Genomic DNA, 25,402 nt, shown 5'->3' with positions numbered 1-25,402 from the left:
CCATTCCCATTCCAAAGATTATTTCATGAGTTCTACAACTTCAAAAAGCACCTTGGATTACAAGGCTTTGGTAAAACCTTATTTTAAAAACTGGAAATGGTTTTTAATATGTGTGATTATTGCTTTATCTCTTGGTTTTCTCCAAATACGATATGAGACGCCGCGGTATGAAATAAAGTCAAAGATTCAGATTCTTGACGACCAGACTTCCAACTCTGAACTAGCAGCCTTTAAGGATTTACAATTTTTAAGCGGCGGAGGTGGTGGAGAAATTAGTGATGAAATTGAAATACTAGGTTCTCGCGCGAATATTATTGAGATAGTTAAAAAATTGGAGTTAAACAGGAGCATAATTGAAGTAGGAAACATAAGAAATACCGAAACTTACCTTAATTCACCATTTAACGTTAATTTCCTCGCGTCAGACTCAATTGTGAACAACACGGACACAGAGTTTTTTATTAGCTTAAAATCTGACTCTTCCTTTGAGTATGCTTCAACAGAAGATGGCCCCTTAGATATATACCCTTATGGCAAACCATTTAATACGGCGGCAGGTGAAGTTATAGTAACACCAAATCTCACAAGTTTTGATAATCTTAAGGACAGAACATATAGGGTTAGTGTTAAACCATTGGCAATGGTTGCTGAAATTTACCAAGAAAGGATTGAAATCTTTGTTATGGACGAGTTATCGTCAAATATCATCACAATTTCTTTGCAGGATCCCATAAAACAAAAGGGGAAGGACATATTAAATATGATGGTAGCAAATTATAATGAAGGTGCAATTCAGGATAAGAAAGCAATAGCTGATAGAACCTCTAACTTTATAAACGATCGGATTGCGGATATTTATGGTGATTTATCTACTGTTGATCAGAGTGCAGAGGATTTTAAGGCTGGGAGAGGAATAGCTGATATTTCAACGCAAACTAGCGTAAATCTTAATATTGGTGCTACTAGCCAACAAGAACTTCAAAATGCTTCCGTTCAACTAGATATTGCGTCGTCCATGAAAGACCTTATCGACGGTCAAAATGGATATGAATTGTTACCTGCCAATGTTGGCTTGGCAGACCCAACGATAGCAACTACAACAGCTAGATTCAACGATTTGGCTTTAGAACGCAAGCGATTATTGGAAAGTTCTAATGAAAAGAACCCAATAATAGTTAATCTGGACCAACAATTGGATGGTCTAAAGCGTAGTATGAGGTCAAGTTTGAACAGTGTCACAAATAATTTGGCACTTCAGGTCAATAGCTTAAGCAGTCAATTGTCAAGAATAAATTCAAGAATATATTCTGCGCCTAGAAATGAACGTGCCCTTAGGGATATCACCAGGCAACAACAAACAACGGAATCGCTTTATTTGTACTTATTGCAGAAAAGAGAAGAAGCTCAGATAACTTTTGCGTCGGCCTCTCCCAAATCCAAAATTATTGATGACGCATATTTGGTAAGTGAATTACCGGTTTCTCCAAAGAAACCTATCATTATGTTGGCTTCCCTGATTCTAGGGTTATTGCTTCCATTTTCTGTTATTTACATTAAAAATTTGGTGAATAACAAAGTTCAGAATAAGATTGGATTGGAGAGATTGGTTGGAAATATTCCTGTACTGGCTGAGTTGCCCAAAATCCCAAGAAAGGAAAATGTGCTGGTCAAAACCAATGAACGAACCGTACTGGCTGAATCTTTGCGGATTCTTCGCACAAATCTGGATTACATTTTAAAATCAAAGAAAAAGACCTCCGATGCCGGGGGAAATACCATATTCATCACCTCAAGCGTACCAGGAGAAGGTAAAACATTGGTAGCTTCCAATTTGGCCATGATCTATGCCAACACAAATAAAAAGGTATTACTATTAGGGGCTGATATTCGAAATCCAAAGATTAATCGCTTTTATTCAGATAAAAACAGGAATAAGCTTGGGAAATCTTCTGGAAATCATGAACTAGGTCTAACGGATTTCTTGGTTGATGGGAATGTGGAGTCTAAAGACATCATTACATCCATGTTAAGTCACAATCAGGCAATCGATGTGATTTATTCGGGGAAGATTCCTCCTAATCCCGCCGAGTTATTGATGAGTGAACGAATGGCCGAGCTTATTACTTACGTGAGGCAACGTTACGACTATATTATAGTGGATACAGCACCTATTATGGTGGTCTCCGACACTCTTATGATAAGTAAATATGCGGATCAAACCCTGTATGTCACTAGGGCAGGTATGACGGAGAGAAAAGTAATAGAATTTCCTTTAAAATTGAATGAAGAAGGAAAGTTAAAGAATTTGTCTTTTATCGTTAACGGAGTCGATGAAACTAACCTTGGCTATGGAGGAAAATACGGCTACGGCTATGGCAAATCAGTTAAGAAATGGTGGAAATTTACCTAATCAATAAAAGCTGTCAATAGTATTTTCTAGTATCGGAAGAATTAGATTCAATTCCGTATTGGATAGTTTTATGTCTTTTAGTTTTTGAAGTTGGCGACTGTTGTGAATATCAGAGGAAACAAAATTTACTAACCCTTTTTCCAATAGCCTTAGGGCACATTTTTGAACACTACTCCCATATGCTTCCGAGGTTAGGGAAAGCAAATTTAATTGAAACAAAATCCCCTGATTTTTAAGAGTTTCGTATATGCCGCTTTCTTGATGAAAATAGGCATATCTTTCTGGGTGTGCTAAAATGGGATAGAAGCGTTGAGCGGTAATTTCAGAAATCGCATTGTTAAAGTTTATGGAAGGCTGCAAGTAAGACATTTCGATAAGTAAATATTCTTTCCTCAAAGGAATGACTTCATGATTTTCCAGGATATGCTCAAAGTTATCATCTATCATATGCTCAGCAGCAAAGTCTATGTTGATATGGGTCATTCCAAGCTTCTCCAGCTCATTTTCCAGAGCTTTAAAAGATTGAACTATAGTTTCTCGGGTATTTGGGTAGTAGTTGTGCATAATATGGGGTGTGCAGATAAAATTGGTTACCCCAAATTCCGAGAATCCCTTTATTAAATCAATTGAGTCTTCAATGGTTTTCGCTCCATCATCAATTCCATGCAAGATATGGTTGTGCATATCCACAAACCCATGTAGATAATCTACCAAATAGATTTTCCTTTGAAAAAAGCTGAACATGACTAAAATTTGGATGGTAAATATAAGGGATATCTTTGCGACATATGTCCCTTATTTCCCGATGCAAAAATTAGAAAAAATATTTCCCAATAGATCATCCGTGGTGACCGAGCCCGTAATTTCTCCCAAATGGAAAAGTGCTTGTCTAATATCGATGGCCATAAGGTCTGAAGAAATCCCTAGATCCATACCTTCCTTCACTTTTTGAATTTCTTCCAAAGCCCTTACAAGTGCCTGGTAATGACGACTATTTGTTACAATGGTCCCGTCTCCATCCAGTCCACCGGATACTACCAATGAAGTCAGCTTTTGTTCCAATTCGGCAACCCCAACTTTCTCTTTAGCGGAAAGAAAAATCAAATCTGTAACCCGGTTTTGCAATTCAAATTTTTGATCTTTGGTCAAAAGGTCCACTTTATTGCAAATGGGTAGAACCTCTTTTTCCGGAAATTTCTCATTAATCTTTTTCAATTCTGACAGATCAATTTCGATACCGTCAAACAAAAACAGGACAAGCTTGGCCTTTTCGATTTTATCAAAGGTCCTTTCGATTCCAATCTGCTCAACTTCATCTCGTGTCTCCCGGATTCCAGCAGTATCTATAAACCGAAAATTAATTCCTTCGATAGTGATTTGGTCTTCCACGGTATCCCGGGTGGTTCCCGGAATATTGCTGACTATTGCACGTTCTTCGTTAAGCAGGGCATTGAGCAAGGTCGACTTCCCAACATTGGGCTTCCCCACTATGGCAATGGGAATTCCATTTTTAATGACATTTCCAAGTGCAAAAGAATCTATAAGCCTTTTTAAAACGTCACTTATTCTTGTAAGTAATTCCGAAAATTGAGTACGGTCGGCGAATTCAACATCTTCCTGGGAAAAATCCAGCTCAAGTTCGATTAAAGACGCAAAATTTAGTAGCTCCTCACGCAATTTTTGGATTTCATGACTGAAACCACCACGCATTTGCTGTATTGCTACCTCATGAGAAGCCTTACTATCGCTCGCGATAAGGTCCGCAACGGCCTCGGCTTGACTAAGGTCCATTTTTCCGTTTAAGAAGGCTCTTAGGGTGAATTCCCCAGGGGCTGCCATCCTACAACCGGAAGACATAAACAGTTGCAAAATTTGTTGCTGGATGTAAGGTGAACCATGACATGAAATCTCAACAACATTTTCTCCCGTATACGAATTGGGCCCCTTAAAGATGGACACTAAAACTTCATCCAAAACTCTACCCTCGGAAATGATATGCCCCAAATGAATGGTATGGCTTTTTTGCTTTCTAATATCCTTGCTCTTTTTGGGTTGAAAGCACTTATGGGCGATATCAATCGCATCAGTTCCCGAAATCCGTATTACCGCAATGGCTCCTTTGCCAGGAGCAGTGGCCATGGCCACAATGGTGTCTGAATAAACCATAAGCGCAAAAATACGAAATACCCCAATGTTGTAACATTTTGTCTTAAATCAATACATATATGGTACATCATTAAAATCAATCAAAAATGGAAGTCATCAATCAAAACGTAGTTAGAAAAGACAACACTTTGTTGTCTGTAGCGCACCTCACACAGCTGTTGCATTATGTGACAGGCTTTGGGGGATTCATTGTACCGTTAATTATTTGGTTATCCGCCAGAAAATCGGTAGAGGGAATGAATGAACATGGAAAGGCCATTATTAACCTTCAGCTAAGCCTGTTGTTGTACATCATTGTTAGTGTTCCGGCAATTCTGCTCCTAGGTCTGGGAATACTTGGACTTATAAGTGTGGCGATTTTGGGATTCGTTCTTCCCATCGTAAATGCCATCAAAGCAGCCAATGGCGAGGCACCCTCTTATTTTATGACCATACCTTTTATATAAACGAAAAGCGGGAATCTAGATTCCCGCTTTTGCTATTTTAGGTTGGTATTGAGTTAGTTGTTCAGCATTACCGGCATGACAAGCATGGTTACATGCTCACCCTCATCCAATCCATCTATCGGGGTCAATATTCCAGCCCGATTGGGGAGACTCATTTCCAAGGAAACCTCATCAGACGAAAGGTTGTTCAGCATTTCCACCAAAAACCTGGAATTAAAGCCAATCTGCATATCGTCACCCTGATAAGCGCAGGAAAGTCGTTCTTCGGCCTTATTGCTGTAATCAACATCTTCCGCAGAAATATTCAATTCCGCTCCAGCAATTTTTAACCTGATTTGATGCGTGGTTTTATTTGAAAAAATGGAAACCCTTCGCACGGAACTCAAAAACTGATTCCTTGAAATGGATAATTTATTTGGATTTTCCTTTGGAATAACCGCCTCATAGTTGGGATACTTCCCATCGATAAGTCTGCAGATCAATTCAGAATTATCAAAAACAAACTTGGCATTGCTATCGTTGTATTCAATGGTTACCTCCGATTCTGAACCGGCGAGAATGCCTTTTAAAAGGTTCAAAGGTTTTTTGGGCATGATGAACTCGGCCACTTGCGAAGCCGTTACATCATTTCGTTGATACTTTACCAGTTTATGGGCATCCGTGGCTACAAAAGTCAAGTTCTCTGTGGAAAACTGAAAAAACACACCGCTCATCACCGGTCTCAGATCATCATTGCCTGCAGCAAAAATGGTCTTGGTGATAGCCGTGGCCAAAATATCTCCCAAAAGGGTAGTGGAACTAGGGTTGGAAACTTCAACCGCTTTCGGGAACTCGGCTCCATCTGCATACGCTAATGCATATTTTCCATGGTTGGAGCTGATCTCCACCGTATTGTTATCCTCAACAACAAAAGTCAAGGGTTGTTCCGGGAAAGTCTTCAACGTATCCAATAAAAGTCTTGCGGGAACGGCAATGGTTCCCTCAGCATCCGAATCCACTTCTAGGACGGAACTCATTGTAGTCTCCAAATCCGACGCGGAAACGGTTAACTGGTTTTGTTTTAGGTCGAACAAAAAATTATCAAGGATGGGTAGCGTGTTACTGTTGTTGATAACACCACCTAAAACCTGTAATTGCTTTAATAAATATGTACTTGATACGATAAACTTCATTCAAGAAATTCTTTTAGAATTAGGCCTCTTTGTTCATAATCGTCAAAGACCATTAAATGGATAAAAACAAATATATCTTAAAAGCTTCAAGCAAAGAAACAAATTTATCAACACTTAGACCGTGTATTTCCGCTTTCTGTATAGGCTGAACCCAATTCCGAGCAAAAGCGTGATCAACACGGGAATCCCTATGTTTATAAGTTGCCATTTTGTTCGCTGTTCAGCTATTTTTTCAACATCGAGTAAAGGAATGGAAACTCGTTTATTCCTTATGTTTACGAGTCCCCTGTCATCCAAAAGATAGTTGATACAATTCACCAAAAATTCCTTGTTGCCATAAGAACTATTCGTCCACTTATCGTAGCCCAACTCCAAGGGTAGCCCATTTCTTACTTGGTTTTTGATGACATCTCCGTCCGAAATTACAATCATCTTGTTCTCCGGACCTTCTTCTAAATAAGCATTTAGGTCGACTGGTTTCACCCTATTCTTAAAAACAGAGGTAAACTGACCTTCAATCAATACCGCTAACGGTTGCTCTCCGTTGTTGTAGGTTGTCTTGTCCGGAGGGGTGTTCAAAATATCAAGTCCTATTTGCTTCGGCACGACCTCTGTTTTAGAGAGTGGCGAGCTTTGCATCAGCACCGTGTGCTTGTAGTTGTCTTGAAGTACGTCCATAGTACTGGTAAACTGATAGCGGACCGCTTCAATATTGGTGTTTATAGGATGGTTGTTCTGTGAAAAAACCATGGGGTTGTAGTACCAAGGCACAGGATTGTATTGGGAATTGTTCCCATCTCCGGAGGCCAACACAATCTGTGTAAAATAAAGGTCGTTTACCAAAACCGGATTGATCCGAATGCCATATTTGAAGAAGAAATCCTTCAGGTTTAGTTCTCTTGGTAAGGCGAGTGCACTGCCTCCGCCCTTAAATATGCTGTCCACTTCCATGGCAACCTGATCGATCATCCATATAGACCTACCTCCATTGACCATAAATTGATCCATGACATATTTTTCCTCATCGGAGAAAGCTTCGGTGGGTTTGGCAATCAAGGCGAGGTCAAAATTTTGCAACTGATCCAAAACCTTTTGAGGGTTGGAAGCCACTGAATCCAATGTAATGGCTCCAATATTATAATAATCCCTAATGGTGGTGAGATAATCAGCAATATGTAAATCCTCTAACTCTCCATTACCTTTGATAACTGCTACTCTCTTTTTTTCGGTTATGGAAAGTTTCGTAAAAGCATCTGCGAAGGCATATTCCAATTGCTGGACGGAATTGTTGATGCGCTCTTCCATTGATGCACCGAGCTTGTTTTTCAGTAAGGGTACCTTAACCGTTTGGTTTTGATAGTTCACCATGGCCCAAGGAAAGACAAGTTCCTGGGAGATTTTCCCATTTTCTTCGACCGTAACGTTGGCCGGGGTCAGACCAATTTGTTGTAAATCGGCTATGGTTTGCTGCCTTTGCGCCTCATCCTCAAGGGGATTTACCAAATTAAACTGGATATTTTGGTTTTCAGAACGAAAAGAAGTCAACAATTGTGCGGTTTCTATCTTCAATCGGTTGAACTCAGCGGGTATGTTTCCGTCCAAAAGAATATCCACGATTACCGGAGCATCCAACTTTTTGGCAATCCGTACGGATGGTTCGGAAAGCGTAAATCTTTTGTCCTCGGTAAGATCTAATCGTGTGTAGAGATATTGGGCCGCAACATTAATAATAATGACCGCGCTCAGGGCTTTCAAAACTGACACCAAGAATTTCATCATTTCGGCAGTTGTTTTAGGCGTTCATTTGTCAGGAACAGAAACAGGAGGGTGATTGATATAAAATAAACCAAATCTCTAGTATCCAGAATACCTCTCCCAATACTGTCAAAATGAGCTTTAGCCCCCATGGTTTTAACAAGACGGAGTGTTTCCCCCGAACTAAACAGGGTGGAAAGAGCTTCGAATCCATTAAAAAAAACAAAACAAATAAGTACCCCCAGAATGAAGGCGATAATTTGGTTTTCGGAAAGAGTAGAGGTAAATATCCCAATTGCGGTGTAGGAGGCCATCAAAAATAAAAGCCCGAAATAAGAGCCGATAACAACACCCAGGTCATAATTTCCTTCAGAAATTCCCAGTTTTGAAATGGCCCAAACATAAATTAAGGTCGGTACTACCGCTATAACACATAATAGAAATGCTCCCCAAAACTTTCCCAGAACAAGTTTCCACGTAGAAATGGGTTTTATCAACAACAACTCCAAGGTTCCCACTTTACGTTCTTCGGAAAAGCTCTTCATGGTAATTGCCGGGACCAAAAAGATAAAAATCCAGGGTGCCAAAAGAAACAGATTGCCCAAATCTGCAAACCCGTAATCTAATATGTTGTAATCTCCTTTGAAGACCCAAAGAAAGAGTCCGTTAAGGAGCAAAAACAGACCAACGATCAAGTACCCGATGGGGGAGGTGAAAAATGATTGTACTTCTCTTTTAAAAATAGCGAACACGGTATTGCTTATTATTTAGTGGTCATTGGTAATTGCTGTACGCTCCATGCCTCAGGTTTTTCCGAAAACAGAAGTTTGGTCTTGCTCCATACCTCCTTGAAAAAATCAGAATTACGATAATTTTCCAAATCGTTTTCCTCTTTCCAGTGACTGTAGGTGAAAAACACACAAGGGTTTTTAACATCTTGGTATCCTTCAACCAATCTACAACCCTTGAACGCTAAAATTCCGGGTTGTGAGGTCTCAAAGAGCCGCTCAAAACTAGGAATATTTTCGGGTTTAAAAGTCAGCTTTACAATCCGTATCAGCATTTATAAAAAATTTATGGTTACCGTATCCCTGTAGTTCAGCCCTAATAGAGTAGAGGCACCGCCAACGGTTTTCAAATCACTTTTGTAGATGGCCAGTTCCACGTAACCCGCACTGTTAAACAATGCCAGTGCATCTCCGGGGCCTTTGCGTTGCGTCCTGTCCAGCTCGTAATTGATGATGCCGTTATAACTGTTATGGATATTCCTGATTTTATTGGTTCTTGCAATAATCTCAAATTCCCTTCCGTTCCGGTATGCCTCAACAAGCCCACGCTGAATATTTGTGATAACATTTCCGTAGTTGTCGATGTAAATCACATTACCAACGATGCTGTTGCCATTATTGGTAATTCTTGGTTCAAATTCTTTAAGCTCTTTTAGTTGTTCAAAGGGCTTCCCTATGACCTCCAGTTTACCTCCCCTGGAGATATGGCAGGCTACCTCCACAAAAACATTTAAGACTGGAAATGAACTTAAGTTAAGTTTGGGAATATCAATTTCCATTATTTTATCTGGGGTAGATTCGGAAGTGATCAACGAAATGACCCCATTGTTGGCACTAATGATAAATTGCCCATTTACCTGTACAACAATATGTTGGTTTTCAGGGGATAATTCAGAGTCCACCCCTACAATATGTACCGTGCCTTCTGGAAAATTTTGATAAGCATTTTTAAGGATATAAGCGCACTCTTGGATATTAAATGGACTCACCGCGTGGGAAATATCAACAACATTGACCTCGGGGAGATTGTTCAGGATTGTTCCTTTAATAGCACCTACAAAGTGATCTTTATGTCCAAAATCCGTAGTTAACGTTATGATTGCCATGCAATACTGTTGATATGTTTTTCGGTGCTCAAATTGATTTTTGGTTAAGTTTGTGGGATAAAATTAAATAAAAAAGAAAGAATACTTTTCTTCAAAAATAACCTTAAAACAGCCCACTTTTTTTGAACGAACTTATTATTGAATTGACGGAGATAAGCCCACAGGACTTTTTTGGGCAGCGGAATGAGAATATTGAACTACTTAAAAAATACTTCCCAAAACTAAAAATAGTTGCGAGGGGCAGCAAAATAAAGGTCTACGGTGATGAAGAACTCCTAGAGGAGTTCGATAGACGCTTTGATATGCTCACCAATCATTTTGCCAAATACAACAAGTTGGATGAGAATATGATTGAACGTGTGCTCACAAGCAATGGCCAGGAAGAACTTACTTCCTCCAAAAGTAGCGGTGAAGTTTTGGTACATGGGGTCAGCGGAAGGCTAATAAAAGCTCAAACCGTGAACCAACGGAGATTGGTGGATGCCTGTAAGAAGGATGATATGGTTTTTGCTATCGGACCAGCAGGAACAGGGAAGACCTACACTGGGGTGGCGTTGGCAGTCAAGGCCTTGAAGGAAAAACAGGTACGGCGAATTATTTTAACCCGCCCAGCTGTGGAAGCAGGGGAAAATCTTGGTTTTTTACCAGGAGATCTAAAAGAAAAGCTTGATCCTTATATGCAACCCTTGTACGATGCACTTCGCGATATGATCGCTCCAGAAAAACTGGAAAAGTACATCGAGGATGGGACGATACAAATAGCTCCCATGGCATTTATGCGAGGGAGAACGCTCGATAATGCTTTTGTAATTCTTGATGAGGCCCAGAACACTACCCACGCCCAGATGAAGATGTTCTTGACCCGTATGGGAAAAAATGCCAAATTTTTATTGACTGGTGATCCTGGACAGATTGATTTACCAAGACGGGTTATTTCGGGTCTTAAGGAGGCGCTCCTTATTCTTAAGAATGTTGAGGGCATCAGTATCGTCTATCTCGATGATAAGGATGTCATTCGACATAAACTGGTGAAAAAAGTAATAGACGCCTATAAAAATATAGAGCACCAAAACTAGCGCCCATGTCCAATACCCTAATGGATACCAATTTTCAGTTCCCGGGACAGCAACAAGTCTATAAAGGAAAGGTTAGGGAAGTATATACCCTTCAAAATGATATTTTGGTAATGATTGCCACAGACCGCCTTTCTGCCTTTGACGTGGTTATGCCCAAAGGAATACCCTTTAAAGGGCAGATTCTAAACCAGATTGCCACCAAAATGATGCAGGCCACCGAGGATATTGTTCCCAATTGGCTATTGGCAACACCAGACCCGAATGTGGCGGTTGGAAAAGCTTGCGAACCTTTTAAGGTGGAGATGGTGATTCGAGGCTATATGTCGGGTCACGCGGCTCGAGAATACAAGGCTGGAAAACGTATGTTGTGTGGAATGCCAATGCCCGAGGGAATGCAAGAGAACGATAAGTTTCCAGAACCTATAATCACGCCGGCAACCAAAGCGGAACAGGGTGACCATGACGAAGATATTTCCAGAGAGGAAATTTTGGAGCGTGGAATTGTGGCAAAAGAGGACTATGAAGTGCTTGAAAAATATACCAAGGCCCTTTTTCAAAGAGGAACCGAGCTTGCTGCCAAAAGGGGACTGATTTTGGTGGACACCAAATACGAGTTCGGGAAAACTAAACAAGGGGAGATTGTACTAATTGATGAAATCCATACACCTGATTCTTCCCGTTATTTTTATGCGGACGGTTATGAGGAAAGGCAGTCCAATGGAGAACCTCAAAAACAGCTGTCCAAAGAATTTGTTCGTCAGTGGTTGATTTCCAATAACTTTCAAGGTTTGGAGGGACAGACGGTGCCGCCCATGAGCGATACGTATATTGAATCTGTTTCTGAGCGCTACATCGAATTGTACGAGAGCATTACTGGTGAAGACTTCGTTAGGGCGGATCTTTCCAGTATTCAGGAACGTATCGGAAACAACGTTGCCCAGTACCTTAATACACTTGCGTAAATTTCAATATTCCCATGCTTTTTGTGTGATGCTCTAATTTAACTGGGGTCTTCTTTTCAGATTTCATATATTTCAAGAATAAACCAACCTTGAAATGGACAAACAGCAACGCATCAAATATTGGCGGGAAAACTTACGATACCTCGCCATACTTCTTCTAATCTGGTTTTTGGTCTCCTATGGATTCGGCATTCTTCTCGTGGATGAACTGAATACGATTCGCTTGGGAGGTTTTAAACTAGGTTTCTGGTTTGCCCAACAAGGTTCCATTTACGTTTTTGTGGCGCTAATTTTTATCTATGTCCGATTGATGAACAAATTGGACAAAAAATACAAGGTAAACGAGTAGGCTATGGGAATACAAACTTGGACGTTTATCATCGTTGGAATCACATTTGCCCTATATATTGGAATAGCCATTTGGTCTCGAGCCGGTTCAACCAAGGAGTTTTATGTGGCTGGGGGAGGGGTCTCGCCATTGGCGAACGGATTGGCCACGGCCGCTGACTGGATGTCCGCTGCTTCCTTCTTGGGCATGGCTGGGATTATTGCATTTTCTGGATACGACGGTTCCGTATACTTGATGGGGTGGACCGGAGGTTATGTATTGCTCGCCTTGCTGTTGGCACCTTACCTTAGGAAATTCGGAAAATTTACAGTACCAGATTTTATAGGTGACCGATATTATAGTAATGTAGCCCGAACAGTTGCTGTGGTCGCAGCTCTTTTTGTGTCCTTTACTTATGTGGCAGGTCAGATGCGCGGAGTTGGGGTTGTTTTTTCCAGGTTCTTGGATGTTGAGGTCAATACGGGAGTATATATTGGAATGGCAGTGGTACTTTTCTATGCTTTTTTGGGAGGGATGAAAGGCATTACCTATACCCAAGTGGCGCAGTATTGCGTTCTCATTTTTGCCTTTATGGTGCCCGCTATTTTTATTTCCATCATGGCTACGGGAAATCCTATACCGCAACTTGGATTTGGTTCTGCTGGGGAAGACGGGGTGTATTTATTGGATAAATTGGATGGGTTGATGACGGATTTAGGATTTACCGCTTATACAGATGGTACCAAGTCCACTACAGATATCTTTTTTATAACCGCAGCGTTGATGTTGGGTACTGCTGGACTGCCCCATGTAATCATTCGGTTTTTTACCGTGCCCAAGGTTCGTGATGCTAGAAAATCGGCAGGTTATGCCCTGTTGTTTATTGCAATTTTATATACCACGGCTCCTGCCATTGCAGTTTTTGCCAGAACCAACTTGATGGAAACTGTTGAGGACAAACCTTATGCTGAAATCCCATCTTGGTTTACCAAATGGGAGGAAACCGGTCTTATCGCTTGGACGGATAAAAATGGAGATGGAAAAATCCAATATCTTCCCGGAACTGCTATCGAGGGCAAAAAACCACTTTTCGAAGTCGGGCGGGGAGCCTCGGGAGAACGGTTGATTTCAAACGCCAGCAGTTCTTCAAACGAACTCTATGTGGACCGAGATATTACGGTATTGGCGAATCCTGAAATAGCTGGATTACCCAACTGGATTATTGCCCTGGTAGCTGCAGGTGGATTGGCTGCAGCATTGTCCACAGCAGCTGGATTGTTGTTGGTGATTTCCACTTCCATTTCCCATGATTTGATCAAAAAACAGTTTGCCAAAGATATTTCGGACAAAAAAGAATTGCTTATTGCCAGACTTTCGGCAGTTTTGGCTGTCATCGTTGCCGGCTATTTCGGAATCAACCCACCCGGTTTTGTAGCTTCTGTGGTGGCGTTGGCGTTCGGTTTGGCAGCCTCGTCATTCTTTCCCGCCATTGTCATGGGCATTTTTAGCAAACGCATGAATAGGGAAGGGGCGATAACGGGTATGATTGCTGGTCTTGGAATCACCACCTATTATATTGCCCGTTTCAAATTGGGTTGGATTGGCAATCCAGAGACTAGTGGTGCAGATAATTGGTGGTTTGGCATCTCCCCGGAAGGATTTGGAACCGTGGGCATGTTGGTGAATTTTGCAGTGGCACTTGCAATTTCCTCATTCACTCCAAAACCCCCGGAAGCAGTGCAACAAATTGTTGAGGACATACGCATCCCCAGTGGTGCGGGCGAAGCAATGGATCATTAGAACCCATCAACCTTTGGTCAATGGGTCCCTTCAAAATTTAGTTTCTTCCAGCCATTACTCCGCCATCAATATCCCAAATGGCTCCGGTGACCCAGGAGCTTTGGTCTGTCAACAAAAAGTGTATGGTGTTGGCAATGTCGGTTGCACGTCCTACCCGTCCAATGGGATGGAAATCATTAAAACCTTGCAGCGTCTCTTCAATTTTATCTTGCTCGATAAAGGCTCCATAAATGGGAGTAACTACAACGGCAGGTGACACTGCATTCACTCGGATATTATGCTCAGCTAATTCCATGGCCAAATGTTGTGTCAAGGCATGTAGACCGGCTTTTGCCATTGAATATGCAGAGGAAGGTGTGGCCTTAATGGCTTGCTTTGCCCACATGGAACCGATATTGACAATGGAACCACCACCGTTAGCTGTCAAAATCTTTCCGGCAGCTTGGGTAATGAAAAAGAAGGCCTTGTTGAAATTGTGATAGGTGTCATAATCACCCTCCTCATGCTCCAAAAATGGTCTTGGACTGAAATAGCCGGCTGCGTTAACCACATATTTTAGATTCGGAGCTTCTGTCTTAAGTTCTTGATTAAATAGGGTAACCGCACCAAAATCGTTAAGATCTAGGGCGATGGTTTTGACCTTACCGTGTACTGCCAACTCCCTAGCGGCGCTGGCAAGGTTGTTCTCATTTCTTCCTATAATGATGACTTCCACGCCATCTTGAAGTAAAAGTTCTGCGGTGGCCTTTCCCATTCCGGTCGTACCACCTACTATCAATGCTTGTTTAGACATTCGTATTTGTTTTTGATGCTACAAAGTTCCGCCCCATTTAAATTAAAAAATGGTAATACTCCGACCAGTTCTGGTAAATTAGCGCAGTCTTTTCTGAAACTCTTTTGGAGTGATGCCTGTCCCTTGTTTAAAATACTTGGTGAAATAGGTAGGGTCTTCAAAACCAAGGGTATAAGCGGTCTCCTTGATACTGGTTTTTTGGTTGGAAAGGATACGTTTGGCCTCCAGTAATTTGGTTTCCTTGATGATTTGACCTGGAGTCCCAAGAAGAAATTTTTTGGATATTCGGGTAAGTGTTTTTGGGTTTGTTCCAAGATTATCAGCATAAGATTCGATAGAGTTGAAAGTGCCTACTTGTTCTTGAATCAATCTTTTAAACTGTGCGGCCAATTTGTAATCAGCATTTGCGTCCAAGTCCAGCTTATCTTCTTTTGCCCTCAAACGTTCGACTTGATACAGGATGGTCTGGAAATGGTGAAACACCTGCTCCTTATAGTTATCTTCCCGTGCTATGATTTCGGACTCAATGTAAGAGCTTATAAGCCCCAATTTTTGCACCTCGGAAGGTGAAAGATTCACGGACCTGTTTCCAATTTCATTGAAAATGGTGGTGGAAAAACGCTGTAATTGTTTTGGTCCGTGCAGATTGATGAACTCTTCGTTAAAGTGAAACAAAAGACCAGTATTGGGCGAATCGGGACAGAAATAATGAATTTGATTTTTATTGACAAAAAAGACCGAGTTGGCATCGTGTTCGACTACTTCAAAATCCACATAATGGCGCCCTTTTTCCTTGAACCAAATAAGTTGGTAAAAGCTATGTCTATGTGGTACTGTGGCATGCTCCCAATTCTTGTCAAGGTAATTTTTGGCATGGTTTACCTCAAAATGAAGCTTGGAAGGGTCGTTTTTATGAAGATCGTATCTTTTAATCTTGGTCATTCGTCTATGCTCCGTAGTAGGTCGAAGTTACGCAAAACCCTTACGTCGATAAATATTGAATCCCTATTAAATAGATGGGTTTTTTACTATTTTTAGAGTTCACAAAATTTTCAACTAACCCATGAGCAACTACCACATTAAACATTTGGAAGAATATTTTCAGGTCTATAGGAAATCGGTCCGGAATCCAGAAGGATTTTGGGAGGAGGTGGCCGAGGAACATTTTGTGTGGCGGAAAAAATGGAATTCTGTTCTTGACTGGGATTTCTCCAAGCCAGAGATCAAATGGTTTGATGGCGCTCAGCTTAATATAACTGACAACTGTATTGATCGCCACTTAAGAATTCGCGGCGATAAAACAGCAATCCTTTTTGAACCCAATAATCCTGATGAGGAAGCACAGCACATTACCTATCGACAGTTGCATGAAAGGGTGTGTCGATTTGCCAACGTATTAAAAGACCAAGGCGTTCGAAAAGGGGATAGGGTGGTGATTTATTTGCCCATGATTCCAGAATTGGCTGTTTCCTTGCTGGCATGTGCCCGCATTGGTGCAATCCACTCCGTGGTTTTTGCCGGATTTTCTTCAACAGCCCTGGCAACGCGTATAAACGATTGCGAGGCAAAAATGGTCTTGACTTCCGATGGTTCCTACCGTGGAGCAAAAACCATCGACCTAAAAGGTATTGTGGATGAAGCCCTTACCCAATGTCCGGGAGTGGAGACCGTTTTGGTGACCGAGCGCACTGGGGCTAAGATCCATATGGAAAAAGGTCGGGATAAGTGGTTGGCCCCACTCTTGGAGAAAGCGTACTCCGATTGTGTTCCAGAAATTATGGAGGCCGAAGATCCACTTTTTATTCTTTATACTTCAGGATCCACAGGAAGGCCCAAGGGAATGATGCATACCACGGGAGGTTATATGGTTTACACGGCCTACACCTTTAAAAATGTGTTTCAATATAGGGAGGAGGATGTGTATTGGTGTACAGCAGATATTGGTTGGATTACGGGACACTCCTATATCGTCTACGGACCCTTGGCCAACGGAGCTACCACGGTAATGTTCGAAGGTGTTCCATCATACCCGGATTTTGGTCGCTTTTGGGAGATTGTACAAAAACATAAGGTCACCCAATTCTATACTGCTCCAACCGCGATTCGGGCATTGGCAAAGGAAAATTTGGATTTTGTCACCGAATATGATCTTTCAAGTCTTAAGGTACTGGGAACTGTGGGTGAACCCATCAATGAGGAGGCCTGGCACTGGTATAATGATCATGTTGGGGAGAAAAAATGCCCTATTGTGGATACATGGTGGCAGACAGAAACAGGAGGTGTACTTATTTCACCGATTCCGTTTTCAACTCCGACCAAGCCCACCTATGCCACCTTACCAATGCCAGGAGTTCAGCCTGCACTTATGGATGAGCATGGAAAGGAAATCAAAGGAAATCAGGTGGATGGACGTTTGTGCATAAAATTCCCATGGCCTTCCATAGCAAGATCTATTTGGGGAGATCATCAGCGGTACAAGGATACCTATTTTTCCGCCTTTGAGGGAAAATATTTTACAGGTGATGGTGCTTTACGTGATGAGGTTGGCTACTACCGAATCACAGGTAGGGTGGATGACGTTATCATCGTTTCGGGCCACAACCTAGGAACCGCTCCAATAGAAGATGCTATCAATGAGCACCCTGCAGTTGCTGAATCGGCCATTGTAGGCTTTCCTCACGATATAAAAGGGAATGCTCTCTATGGCTATGTAATTCTGAAGGAAACAGGTGAGTCCCGTGATCGTGACAATCTGAAAAAAGAAATCAACCAAATGATCACGGAACATATTGGGCCCATTGCGAAGCTGGACAAGATTCAATTTGTTCCAGGCTTGCCGAAGACCAGAAGTGGAAAGATCATGCGACGTATTTTGCGTAAAATTGCCTCAAAAGACACTGGAAATCTGGGTGACATCTCCACACTTTTGAATCCTGAAGTGGTTGAAAAAATTATGGATGAGGCCTTGTAAGAAACCTAGTTCTTATGATTGCAGTAGGTTGGAAGTACTAAAAACAACCTTGCTAGAGATGAATGTCTTGAGAATTTTAGGCGCTTTAGTGGTAATGGCCCATTTTTCTGGAGAGATCAATGCGCAAGACCCAATTTTTCAATTAGATTTTGATGCCCATAGTTTTGAAGAGACTATTACCGCTAAAGAGGATGCAGTTTACATAGCGGATTTGCTGCAATCCGAGTTCGCTCCGGGAATATCTGGTCGGGCTTTGGATCTTTCTGCCAATGCATCGCTGAGAAGGCCGATTAAGGTAGAGGATAATCTGCTTCCATTCTCTGATGGACAGTCTTTTTCCATTGTAACATGGGTTAAAACCTTACCCAATGCCTTGATGGGTACCCCTATTATGGGGAACAAAAAGGCCAATGACCCTGAAGCAAAAGGATGGCAACTTTACACCCAAAGTAACGGTGCTTGGGCATTGGAGTTGCATGACGGTAAAAATCAATATGCGTACAGACCAACTGCTGGCAGACAAGGAGTTAATGATGGGGAATGGCACCAAATTGCATTCACGGTCGATCAAGACAAAGAAGAAGTATGGATGTATTTTAACGGGAAAAATGTCGCCATATACAACACTCCTGGGATTGGGGATTTGCATGCGAAATTAAGAACCGTTATTGGAGGGTCTGATGAAAAATGGGAATACGGGTCCTATGCGCAATGGAATGCCTTTAATGGTTTCATAGATGAGATTAAGATTTGGGATAGAGTTGTTAGTTCCGAGGAAATCCATGATCTATATACCGAATTTTATTCTTACAACGAAGAACCTGAGGAAGAAATCAAACCACAACATTTAAAGGTCTTGGCATGGAATATATGGCACGGGGGACATAGATATGGTGAGGCTGTGGGCGTGCAGCGGGTTATAGAAACTATAAAAGCAACCAATGCGGATATTATTGGTTTAATTGAAACTTATGGATCAGGTGAAATTATAGCGGATGCTTTGGGATATCACTTTTATTTGATCAGTTCCAATCTGTCCATAATGAGCAAATATCCAATTACAAGCACGATTACTGCCTTTAAACCCTTCAATTTTGGAGGGGCGCAGCTTCGGTTAGGAAAAAACAGAGACCTAATCTTTTTTGATACTTGGCTGCACTACCTTCCGGATTATGGACAGGAGGTAATAGAAGGAAAGAAATCACCAAAACAGTTGATCGCTGATGAAGGAAAAACTCGCCATGCAGAGGTAAAGTCCATACTTATGGAAATTGCACCCTATCTCAAAAAGTCTAACGAGGTACCAATTATTATGTCTGGGGATTTTAATGTAGGCTCTCATTTGGATTGGATCGAGGAAACCAAAGGGATACATTACCAAAGGAAGGTAAAATGGCCCGTAAGCATGGAAATGGCCGATGCTGGGTTCATCGATAGTTATAGAGAATTATACATTGATCCATTGCTTGACCCAGGTTTCACATGGACCCCAAGAGCTGCAACTTCATCAAATAAATACGGATTGCGGGATAGAATTGATTATATCTATTACCAGGGCGAAGCGCTTAGCGCAATTGAATCCAAAGTAGTGGATTACCATCCCATCATGTTTCCCTCTGATCATGCAGGGGTCTTGACCGTTTTCCGAATAGATTAAAATCAAGGAAAGCACCCAAAATCACCAAAGTTGGAGCTTGGTGTAAGGCAAGGCCATAAAACACAGACCAAGGGATACAAACCATCATATCATGAAAAATAGTATCTCTTGGATTCTTCGGTTGGCGGCGGCCATAATCTTGTTGCAAACCCTATTCTTTAAGTTTACTGGCGCCCCAGAAAGTATTTACATTTTTGAACAAGTTGGTATGGAGCCTTGGGGGCGCTATGGAAGTGGAATAGTGGAGTTGGTGGCGAGTGTTTTGCTTTTATGGCCCAGAACGGTCGGTTTAGGTGCACTTTTGGGCATCGGTGTTATTTCTGGAGCCATCTTCTTCCACCTCACCAGTTTGGGGATTGAAGTCCAAGGCGACGGTGGATTATTATTCTATCTGGCCATGGTAGTTTTTGTTTGTTGTGCTATTCTTTTGAGGCTGTTTTGGGGGCAAGTGAAAGAGATACTGCCCTTCTTTTGAAAACAAGCGGTTAGGAGTTAGATCCAATATCCTAAAACCTCGTTAAAACCTTCATTTTCTTAAGCTGGCTTAAGTATAAATTCCACGTTGAGGAGTAGCTTTGTACTACATTTCATTTAAACAAAGCGAAATTGGCAGATAAACATACCATTGTGATTGTTGGCGGGGGATTTGCAGGCTTGGAATTCATTAAAAACATGCGTGATTCCCCAAGATTTAATCTCATTTTGGTGGACTCCAACAACTACAACTTCTTTCCACCCCTCATTTATCAAGTATCTACGGGTTTTATGGAACCATCAGCCATTAGTTATCCATTTCGGAAGATACTAAGAGGGAAGAAAAATGCGCGTTTTAGGTTAGGGGAGTTACAACGGGTCATTCCAAAGGAAAATAAGATTGTTTTGGACAATGGGGAACTGCTTTACGATACCCTTGTCATGGCAACAGGCACCGAAACTAATTTCTTTGGCAATGCTAATATTGAAAGGCATAGCTTACCCATGAAGACCATAAGTGATGCGCTTTCACTTAGAAATGTAATCTTTACAAGACTGGATAGAGCCACCAGATTATCCGATAGTGCTGAACGCAAGCGGTTGCTCACCTTTGTTATCGCCGGTGCCGGTCCCACGGGTGTAGAACTTTCAGGGATTTTTGCAGAAATGCGTGATCACATCCTCCAAAAAGATTACCCAGAACTGAAAAAAGAAGACCTTGGAGATATTTATCTACTGGATGGCCAAGATGCTGTATTGGCCGCAATGTCTTCAAAATCCCAAAGCTATACCTACAAGAAGCTAAAAGGGCTGGGGGTGAAAATCAAATTGAACACTTTGGTGACCGATTTTGTGGATGAAACAGTACATCTTTCCGATGGGAATACCATTGCGGCCAAAAACCTGATATGGGCGGCAGGGGTATCGGCAAAAGTCTTTGATGGTTTTAACCAGACTAGTTATGGAAGGGGTAGGAGACTGAAGACCAATGCCCATAATCTGGTGGATGGATATACCAATATTTACGCCTTGGGAGATTGCGCCGTTTTGGATGGGGACAAGGAATATCCTGATGGACACCCGCAATTGGCCCAGCCAGCCTTACAACAGGCTAAGAATTTGGCAAGTAATCTATTGTCAGCAAATGACACTTGGAAACCATTCACCTATAAAAATAAGGGCTCTCTGGCCATAATTGGGCGTAACAAGGCTGTAATGGACCCGCCCAAGGAGCGTTTTTTTGTTAAGGGTTTTGTTGCATGGCTAATATGGATTTTTGTGCATATTATGGGCCTTGTGAATTTTAAGAACAAGGTGCGCACTTTGTACAACTGGATTGGTTATTACCTCTACAAAGACCAATATTTTAGAATGATCATTAAACCTAGGGAGCGAGGGTGAAAAGAACTGATTTACTGAAATTTAAAATTATAGGTCAACGAAATTAGAGGACTGTTCAGCAATGCGATTTCATATGCCCCCAAAGGACTGCTACGAAAGATTTCGGAGTTTTCAGCAAAATCTATACGTTGGGTATAGTAGGTATTTATAGGGTTTCTTCTCCCATAAACGTTGTAGATGGTAAAGGTCCAATCATTTTGCCAGCGTTTGTTTTTCTTGCTTTTACTAAAGTGGACGTTCCAGGAAAAGTCCAATCGATGATACAAGGGAAGCCTTGCATTGTTTCGCTCTAAAAAAATGGGTACGGTTATGCCATCAACATCCACAGTGGCATTGGGTGCAGTAAAAGGTCGCCCTGTTTGCGCTGTGAAATTAAAACTCACCGTGTTATACTTATCCTTTTCAAAATTGATGGTTCCATTAAAAACATGGGGCCTATCAAAGTCCGAAGCAAACCAATTATTGTTATTTATACGATCCGCCACTCGCTCATTCACGGATCGCAACAAACTTCTGGACCACGTATAATTGAACCATCCATTTACATTTCCTGTAGGCTTTCTAAAACTAAGTTCAACTCCGTAAGCCTGACCTTTACCTTGAACGATATCCTGCTCTACAAACTCTTCGAGGAAAAAATCTGCACCGGGTTTATAGGTGAGCACATTTTTAGTATCCCGGTAATACCCTTCCAATCCTAATTCGATACTATTGTCGCTTAGGTTTTGATAAATGCCAAGACCATAAGTGTCGCCCGTTTGTGGTTTTATATTGGCGTCGGAAACTTTCCACCTGGAGGTCGGCAAAGGCGTGGTACTGTTATAAATGTTTTGGAGGTACTGGTTCACCCGAGCATAGCTTGCCTTTAGTGAAGTGTTTTCATCCAAAGCAAATGAAACTCCCAATCGTGGTTCCAGACCGGTATAAGTTTTGACAGCATCGCCCTTTCCAAAAACCTCCCGGTTGGTAATGGAACCATCTATGTCATCAAAAGTAGCAAGGGTGTATGGGCCAACTAGGGTAAAATGATTGTATCGTAAACCCCCGGAAAGTGAAAGTGACGGTATGGGTTTCCAGTTAAGATTCGCATATCCAGAAAGTTCATAGCTTGTTTCATCGCTTAGCGTAACTGGAGTAATATCGGCAGCAGTACCTGGATCTAAACTTCCTGGCGAGATTTTATAGCGATTGGCCTGCACTCCAATGTAGTAGTCCCAATTATCATTGACCTGCTTGGAAAACTCTGAAATAAGACTGATATAGTTGATTGCTGATTCAAACTCGATTTCATTATTGCTCTCAATTTCTGGAAAGATAATTTTTGGTGTGTAATCACTGCCCAATAAAACTGTCTTTAGATTCGCACTTTCGTTAAAGGAATGAGTCCATCTTAAGGTACCGTTCAAGATGCCGAAATCGTATTGGTTGGTTTCAGAACTCACATTTTCGATTTGGGAAATAAGGTCGAGCTGATAAAAATCCTTACTATAAAAGCCGGTAAATGAGACCTGGTCATCTTCCGTGGGGAGGTATATCAATTTAACGGTCCCATCGGCAAATCTCGCTTTGGTATTTTTCAAACGCTCCGAAAAAATTGGGAGTAAAAAATCGGTAAACCCTCCCCGAACACCAGCATAGAGCATCAGTTTATCCTTAACCAAAGGGGTTTCTACGGATAGTCTACTGGACAAAAGTCCGAGCCCGCCGGATAGCTTAAATTTATTTACATAGGGATTCTTCACTTTAACATCCAAAACCGAAGCTATCCGCCCTCCGTAGCGCGATGGAATATTGGCACGGTAAAGATCAACGTTGGAAACCGCCTCCGGTGTGAAAACAGAAATAAGCCCAAATAGGTGGGTAGGATTAAAAATGGGAGCATATTCATAGAGTAATAGGTTCTGGTCCAACGACCCACCACGCACGGACAGTCCATTGCTCACATCGCCTGCATTATTTACCCCTGCAACCAAAGTCATACTCCTCAGTACATCAAATTCGCCCAAAGCCATGGGCAATTTTTTTAGTTCCGGAGCTTTCAGTTGCACTACTCCCATTTGTGGGGATTCTATATTGTCATTAACCTTTTTTGCCTTCACCACAACCTCGGAAAGTTGTTGTTCTTGCTCGGATAAGGCGATTTCCAACAACACATGGCGATTTAGAACTATGCGTTGTCTATATCGCTTATATCCAATGTTACTGACCGTTATAGTGTATGTGTTTTCCGGAAGCTCAAGGGCTAGGTTCCCATTTTCGTCCGTGATTCCACCGCAAGAACATGGGGTAATGGAAATCTGGGCATTTTCAATTCCTTGCGCAGTTTGTTCATCCGTAATCCTAAACGAAAGTTCATAGGTCTGGGTTTGTGCGGTCATATACCCACCAATGGAAACAATAAGAAATAGATATATGCGAAAGTTTTTTTTCACGTAAGGGTTTTATGGTTTTATTCTTCCCAAGCTTCGGGTTCCATCGCTGTTTGAAAACGTGTTTCTGAACAACTGGTGCTGGTTACAATGGGTATGTTACAAGGTGGTGCATCACCAATACATTGCGCTGGATCACATAATATTTCACACGATTCCAACTGCAGAAAATCACGGACTTCAACCGGAGGTTCTTCAATTGCCTCTCTCCTAATAAAGATGGATCTAGTGGAGCTTGCTGCGGCAGTAAACCTTCCCAAAACAAATTCATCTTTGTCCTGAGTATTGGACATATTGCCCACCAAGGCTGCGGGAGGAGGTGCGTTAAGTCCCCCATTGTTATCCACGATATCTTTGAGCACCCTATAGTAATCATAGGCTTGGGGCGATAAAGAAAATTGTTGCAGCTCCACAACAATGTTTTCCTTGGTGTATAAAATGACGTCTGCTACGGGCAAAGCATTTATTTGGAGACCGTTGGTAAACTCATCGGAAAAAATCTTTATGTTTTCATTGTATCGTTTTTGCCAACAATCTTGTTCGCACAAATAATCAGCTGTATAGTCCAACCCGAATACTGGGTTTTCCTGGCACTCCCCATCTCTTAAAATCCCGTTGGCGCAACTTTTGCAAACCATCAAATTTTCAAAGGAGGTAAACCGCCAAAAATAGTAGTTATCACTATTTGGTGGATCGGTCAAGTCAACCGAGATAAAATGACCTGGAAGAAATTCATCCTTACTTTCCCGAAAGACCAGCTCCGGATTGTAGGTTGCCCGGATATTGGAAATTGCCACAGGTTCGGAAATACGTTCTGGTGAGGATTGGTACTCCCTGCCATCGGCCAAAGTAATAGAAAGCTCCCAGATACTTCCTTCGTCAGCTACAAAGTTCAAGGGTGGAACGTAGATATTATCTTGAGGTATTAGGGATACTTCCGTGTTGGTATCCACATTTCGGTAGCGCACTATGGCATCGCCCAAAAGGTTAAATTTTAATCTATCCTGCTCCAGAACCGATTCCGACACCGTAACAAATGAAGAACCCGGAGTGGTGGATAAAAGTGCATCGATGTAAATCAATCCTTCTTCGTTTTCAAAAATGGGTTCTACAGGATCAATACATCCCAATAAGAAAAAGGCAAGCCCATACCATAGGAAATTTATCTTATTACAATAGGAGTGCTTTTTGATCTGGGCGGGCATATTCAAATTCTTCTTGCAATCATAAAGGTCGCTAAAAAATTGATGCTCAAACCGGTCGCAGCTAAATGATTGTAATAATGTATTTATCAATACATGATCAGTAAGCTAAATTCCAACCAATTTTAGCAGAATGGTTCTGTTTTGGTACAGACTGGACAAGTATTTTAAAGCATTTCGAGAGGTTTTCTTTTGGTGCTAGAAAAAGATTAACAAAAGGCAACTAAAAAGTGATATGCCTTTGTATCTAGTTCTTCTAAATGAAAAAACCCTTGAAAATCAAGGGTCTTTTGTAGCGAGAGGGAGACTTGAACTCCCGACCTCAGGGTTATGAATCCTGCGCTCTAACCACCTGAGCTACCTCGCCATATTGCGGTTTTGCGGGTGCAAATATAAAGTTTAATTTTTGCCCTATCAAAATTCATTTTAATTTATTATTTGATATTTATTTTTATATCTTCCCAGA

At 41.6% G+C, this 25,402-nt stretch carries 21 protein-coding genes and 1 tRNA gene; 10 read left to right on the top strand and 12 right to left on the bottom strand.

Annotation, left to right across the window (positions count from 1 at the left end):
- Positions 1 to 25: 25 nt before the first annotated feature.
- Positions 26 to 2,410, top strand: a complete 2,385-nt coding sequence (locus BUC10_RS05645; RefSeq protein ID WP_073176962.1) for a GumC family protein — start codon at positions 26 to 28, stop codon at positions 2,408 to 2,410.
- Here the strand turns inward: BUC10_RS05645 and BUC10_RS05640 are convergent, their stop codons facing one another.
- Both BUC10_RS05640 and mnmE read right to left on the bottom strand, forming a co-directional pair.
- Complete coding sequence (locus tag BUC10_RS05640) at positions 2,411 to 3,154, bottom strand: tyrosine-protein phosphatase (protein ID WP_073176961.1); 744 nt, start codon at positions 3,152 to 3,154, stop codon at positions 2,411 to 2,413.
- A gap of 51 nt (positions 3,155 to 3,205) precedes the next feature.
- Entirely contained in the window at positions 3,206 to 4,576 is a 1,371-nt protein-coding gene (mnmE, locus tag BUC10_RS05635) for a tRNA uridine-5-carboxymethylaminomethyl(34) synthesis GTPase MnmE (RefSeq protein WP_073176960.1), read from the bottom strand.
- Positions 4,577 to 4,662: 86 nt separating this feature from the next.
- Between mnmE and BUC10_RS05630 the strand changes: the two genes are divergently transcribed.
- Positions 4,663 to 5,022, top strand: a complete 360-nt coding sequence (locus tag BUC10_RS05630) for a DUF4870 domain-containing protein (RefSeq protein WP_073176959.1) — start codon at positions 4,663 to 4,665, stop codon at positions 5,020 to 5,022.
- A gap of 53 nt (positions 5,023 to 5,075) precedes the next feature.
- Here the strand turns inward: BUC10_RS05630 and dnaN are convergent, their stop codons facing one another.
- The 5 genes from dnaN to BUC10_RS05605 all read right to left on the bottom strand — a co-directional run bounded on the left by dnaN (position 5,076) and on the right by BUC10_RS05605 (position 9,843).
- Positions 5,076 to 6,194: a DNA polymerase III subunit beta gene (dnaN, locus tag BUC10_RS05625; protein ID WP_073176958.1), complete on the bottom strand. Its 1,119-nt coding sequence runs from the start codon at positions 6,192 to 6,194 to the stop codon at positions 5,076 to 5,078.
- A 114-nt stretch (positions 6,195 to 6,308) separates the two neighbouring features.
- Entirely contained in the window at positions 6,309 to 7,973 is a 1,665-nt protein-coding gene (gldG, locus tag BUC10_RS05620) for a gliding motility-associated ABC transporter substrate-binding protein GldG (RefSeq protein ID WP_073176957.1), read from the bottom strand.
- Positions 7,970 to 8,701, bottom strand: a complete 732-nt coding sequence (gene gldF, locus BUC10_RS05615; protein ID WP_073176956.1) for a gliding motility-associated ABC transporter permease subunit GldF — start codon at positions 8,699 to 8,701, stop codon at positions 7,970 to 7,972. The genes gldG and gldF overlap by 4 nt, the downstream gene beginning before the upstream one ends.
- Before the next feature lie 11 nt (positions 8,702 to 8,712).
- Positions 8,713 to 9,012 carry a putative quinol monooxygenase gene (locus BUC10_RS05610; RefSeq protein WP_073176955.1) on the bottom strand — a complete coding sequence of 100 codons (300 nt, stop codon included), beginning with the start codon at positions 9,010 to 9,012 and terminating at the stop codon, positions 8,713 to 8,715.
- Positions 9,013 to 9,843 carry an SAM hydrolase/SAM-dependent halogenase family protein gene (locus BUC10_RS05605; RefSeq protein ID WP_073176954.1) on the bottom strand — a complete coding sequence of 277 codons (831 nt, stop codon included), beginning with the start codon at positions 9,841 to 9,843 and terminating at the stop codon, positions 9,013 to 9,015. It abuts the gene before it with no gap.
- Between the two features lie 122 nt (positions 9,844 to 9,965).
- Between BUC10_RS05605 and BUC10_RS05600 the strand changes: the two genes are divergently transcribed.
- The 4 genes from BUC10_RS05600 (at position 9,966) to BUC10_RS05585 (ending at position 14,009) form a co-directional block, all read left to right on the top strand.
- A complete protein-coding gene (locus BUC10_RS05600; protein WP_073176953.1) occupies positions 9,966 to 10,919 on the top strand; it encodes a PhoH family protein in 954 nt (317 codons plus the stop codon).
- A gap of 5 nt (positions 10,920 to 10,924) precedes the next feature.
- Entirely contained in the window at positions 10,925 to 11,881 is a 957-nt protein-coding gene (locus BUC10_RS05595) for a phosphoribosylaminoimidazolesuccinocarboxamide synthase (RefSeq protein WP_073176952.1), read from the top strand.
- 94 nt (positions 11,882 to 11,975) lie between these two features.
- Positions 11,976 to 12,230: a DUF4212 domain-containing protein gene (locus tag BUC10_RS05590; RefSeq protein ID WP_073176951.1), complete on the top strand. Its 255-nt coding sequence runs from the start codon at positions 11,976 to 11,978 to the stop codon at positions 12,228 to 12,230.
- Positions 12,231 to 12,233: 3 nt separating this feature from the next.
- Positions 12,234 to 14,009, top strand: a complete 1,776-nt coding sequence (locus BUC10_RS05585) for a sodium:solute symporter family protein (protein ID WP_073176950.1) — start codon at positions 12,234 to 12,236, stop codon at positions 14,007 to 14,009.
- 37 nt (positions 14,010 to 14,046) lie between these two features.
- Here BUC10_RS05585 and BUC10_RS05580 read toward each other — a convergent pair whose 3' ends face one another.
- Both BUC10_RS05580 and BUC10_RS05575 read right to left on the bottom strand, forming a co-directional pair.
- Positions 14,047 to 14,802, bottom strand: coding sequence for an SDR family NAD(P)-dependent oxidoreductase (locus BUC10_RS05580; RefSeq protein WP_073176949.1), 756 nt, complete (start codon positions 14,800 to 14,802; stop codon positions 14,047 to 14,049).
- Between the two features lie 78 nt (positions 14,803 to 14,880).
- Positions 14,881 to 15,744 carry an AraC family transcriptional regulator gene (locus BUC10_RS05575; protein ID WP_073176948.1) on the bottom strand — a complete coding sequence of 288 codons (864 nt, stop codon included), beginning with the start codon at positions 15,742 to 15,744 and terminating at the stop codon, positions 14,881 to 14,883.
- A gap of 121 nt (positions 15,745 to 15,865) precedes the next feature.
- On the opposite strand from BUC10_RS05575, the gene acs reads away from it, so the two are divergent.
- From acs to BUC10_RS05555, 4 genes are all read left to right on the top strand, one after another.
- Positions 15,866 to 17,773 (top strand): acetate--CoA ligase, encoded by a 1,908-nt coding sequence (gene acs / locus BUC10_RS05570; protein WP_073176947.1) that lies wholly within the window; start codon positions 15,866 to 15,868, stop codon positions 17,771 to 17,773.
- A gap of 58 nt (positions 17,774 to 17,831) precedes the next feature.
- Positions 17,832 to 19,430 (top strand): LamG-like jellyroll fold domain-containing protein, encoded by a 1,599-nt coding sequence (locus tag BUC10_RS17670; RefSeq protein ID WP_165614857.1) that lies wholly within the window; start codon positions 17,832 to 17,834, stop codon positions 19,428 to 19,430.
- A 91-nt stretch (positions 19,431 to 19,521) separates the two neighbouring features.
- Positions 19,522 to 19,905, top strand: a complete 384-nt coding sequence (locus BUC10_RS05560; RefSeq protein WP_073176946.1) for a DoxX family membrane protein — start codon at positions 19,522 to 19,524, stop codon at positions 19,903 to 19,905.
- Between the two features lie 131 nt (positions 19,906 to 20,036).
- On the top strand, positions 20,037 to 21,305 hold the full coding sequence (locus BUC10_RS05555) for an NAD(P)/FAD-dependent oxidoreductase (protein WP_073176945.1): 1,269 nt from the start codon (positions 20,037 to 20,039) through the stop codon (positions 21,303 to 21,305).
- A gap of 11 nt (positions 21,306 to 21,316) precedes the next feature.
- On the opposite strand, the gene BUC10_RS05550 is transcribed toward BUC10_RS05555, so the two are convergent.
- The 3 genes from BUC10_RS05550 to BUC10_RS05540 form a co-directional block, all read right to left on the bottom strand.
- Complete coding sequence (locus BUC10_RS05550; protein ID WP_073176944.1) at positions 21,317 to 23,737, bottom strand: TonB-dependent receptor; 2,421 nt, start codon at positions 23,735 to 23,737, stop codon at positions 21,317 to 21,319.
- 17 nt (positions 23,738 to 23,754) lie between these two features.
- Positions 23,755 to 24,939, bottom strand: a complete 1,185-nt coding sequence (locus tag BUC10_RS05545) for a DUF4249 domain-containing protein (RefSeq protein ID WP_073176943.1) — start codon at positions 24,937 to 24,939, stop codon at positions 23,755 to 23,757.
- 290 nt (positions 24,940 to 25,229) lie between these two features.
- Positions 25,230 to 25,303, bottom strand: a tRNA-Met gene (locus BUC10_RS05540).
- Positions 25,304 to 25,402 lie beyond the last annotated feature (99 nt).

This window comes from Flagellimonas flava (assembly GCF_900129665.1).
GTDB lineage: Bacteria > Bacteroidota > Bacteroidia > Flavobacteriales > Flavobacteriaceae > Flagellimonas > Flagellimonas flava.
This window is presented reverse-complemented; position numbering and strand designations above follow the sequence as displayed.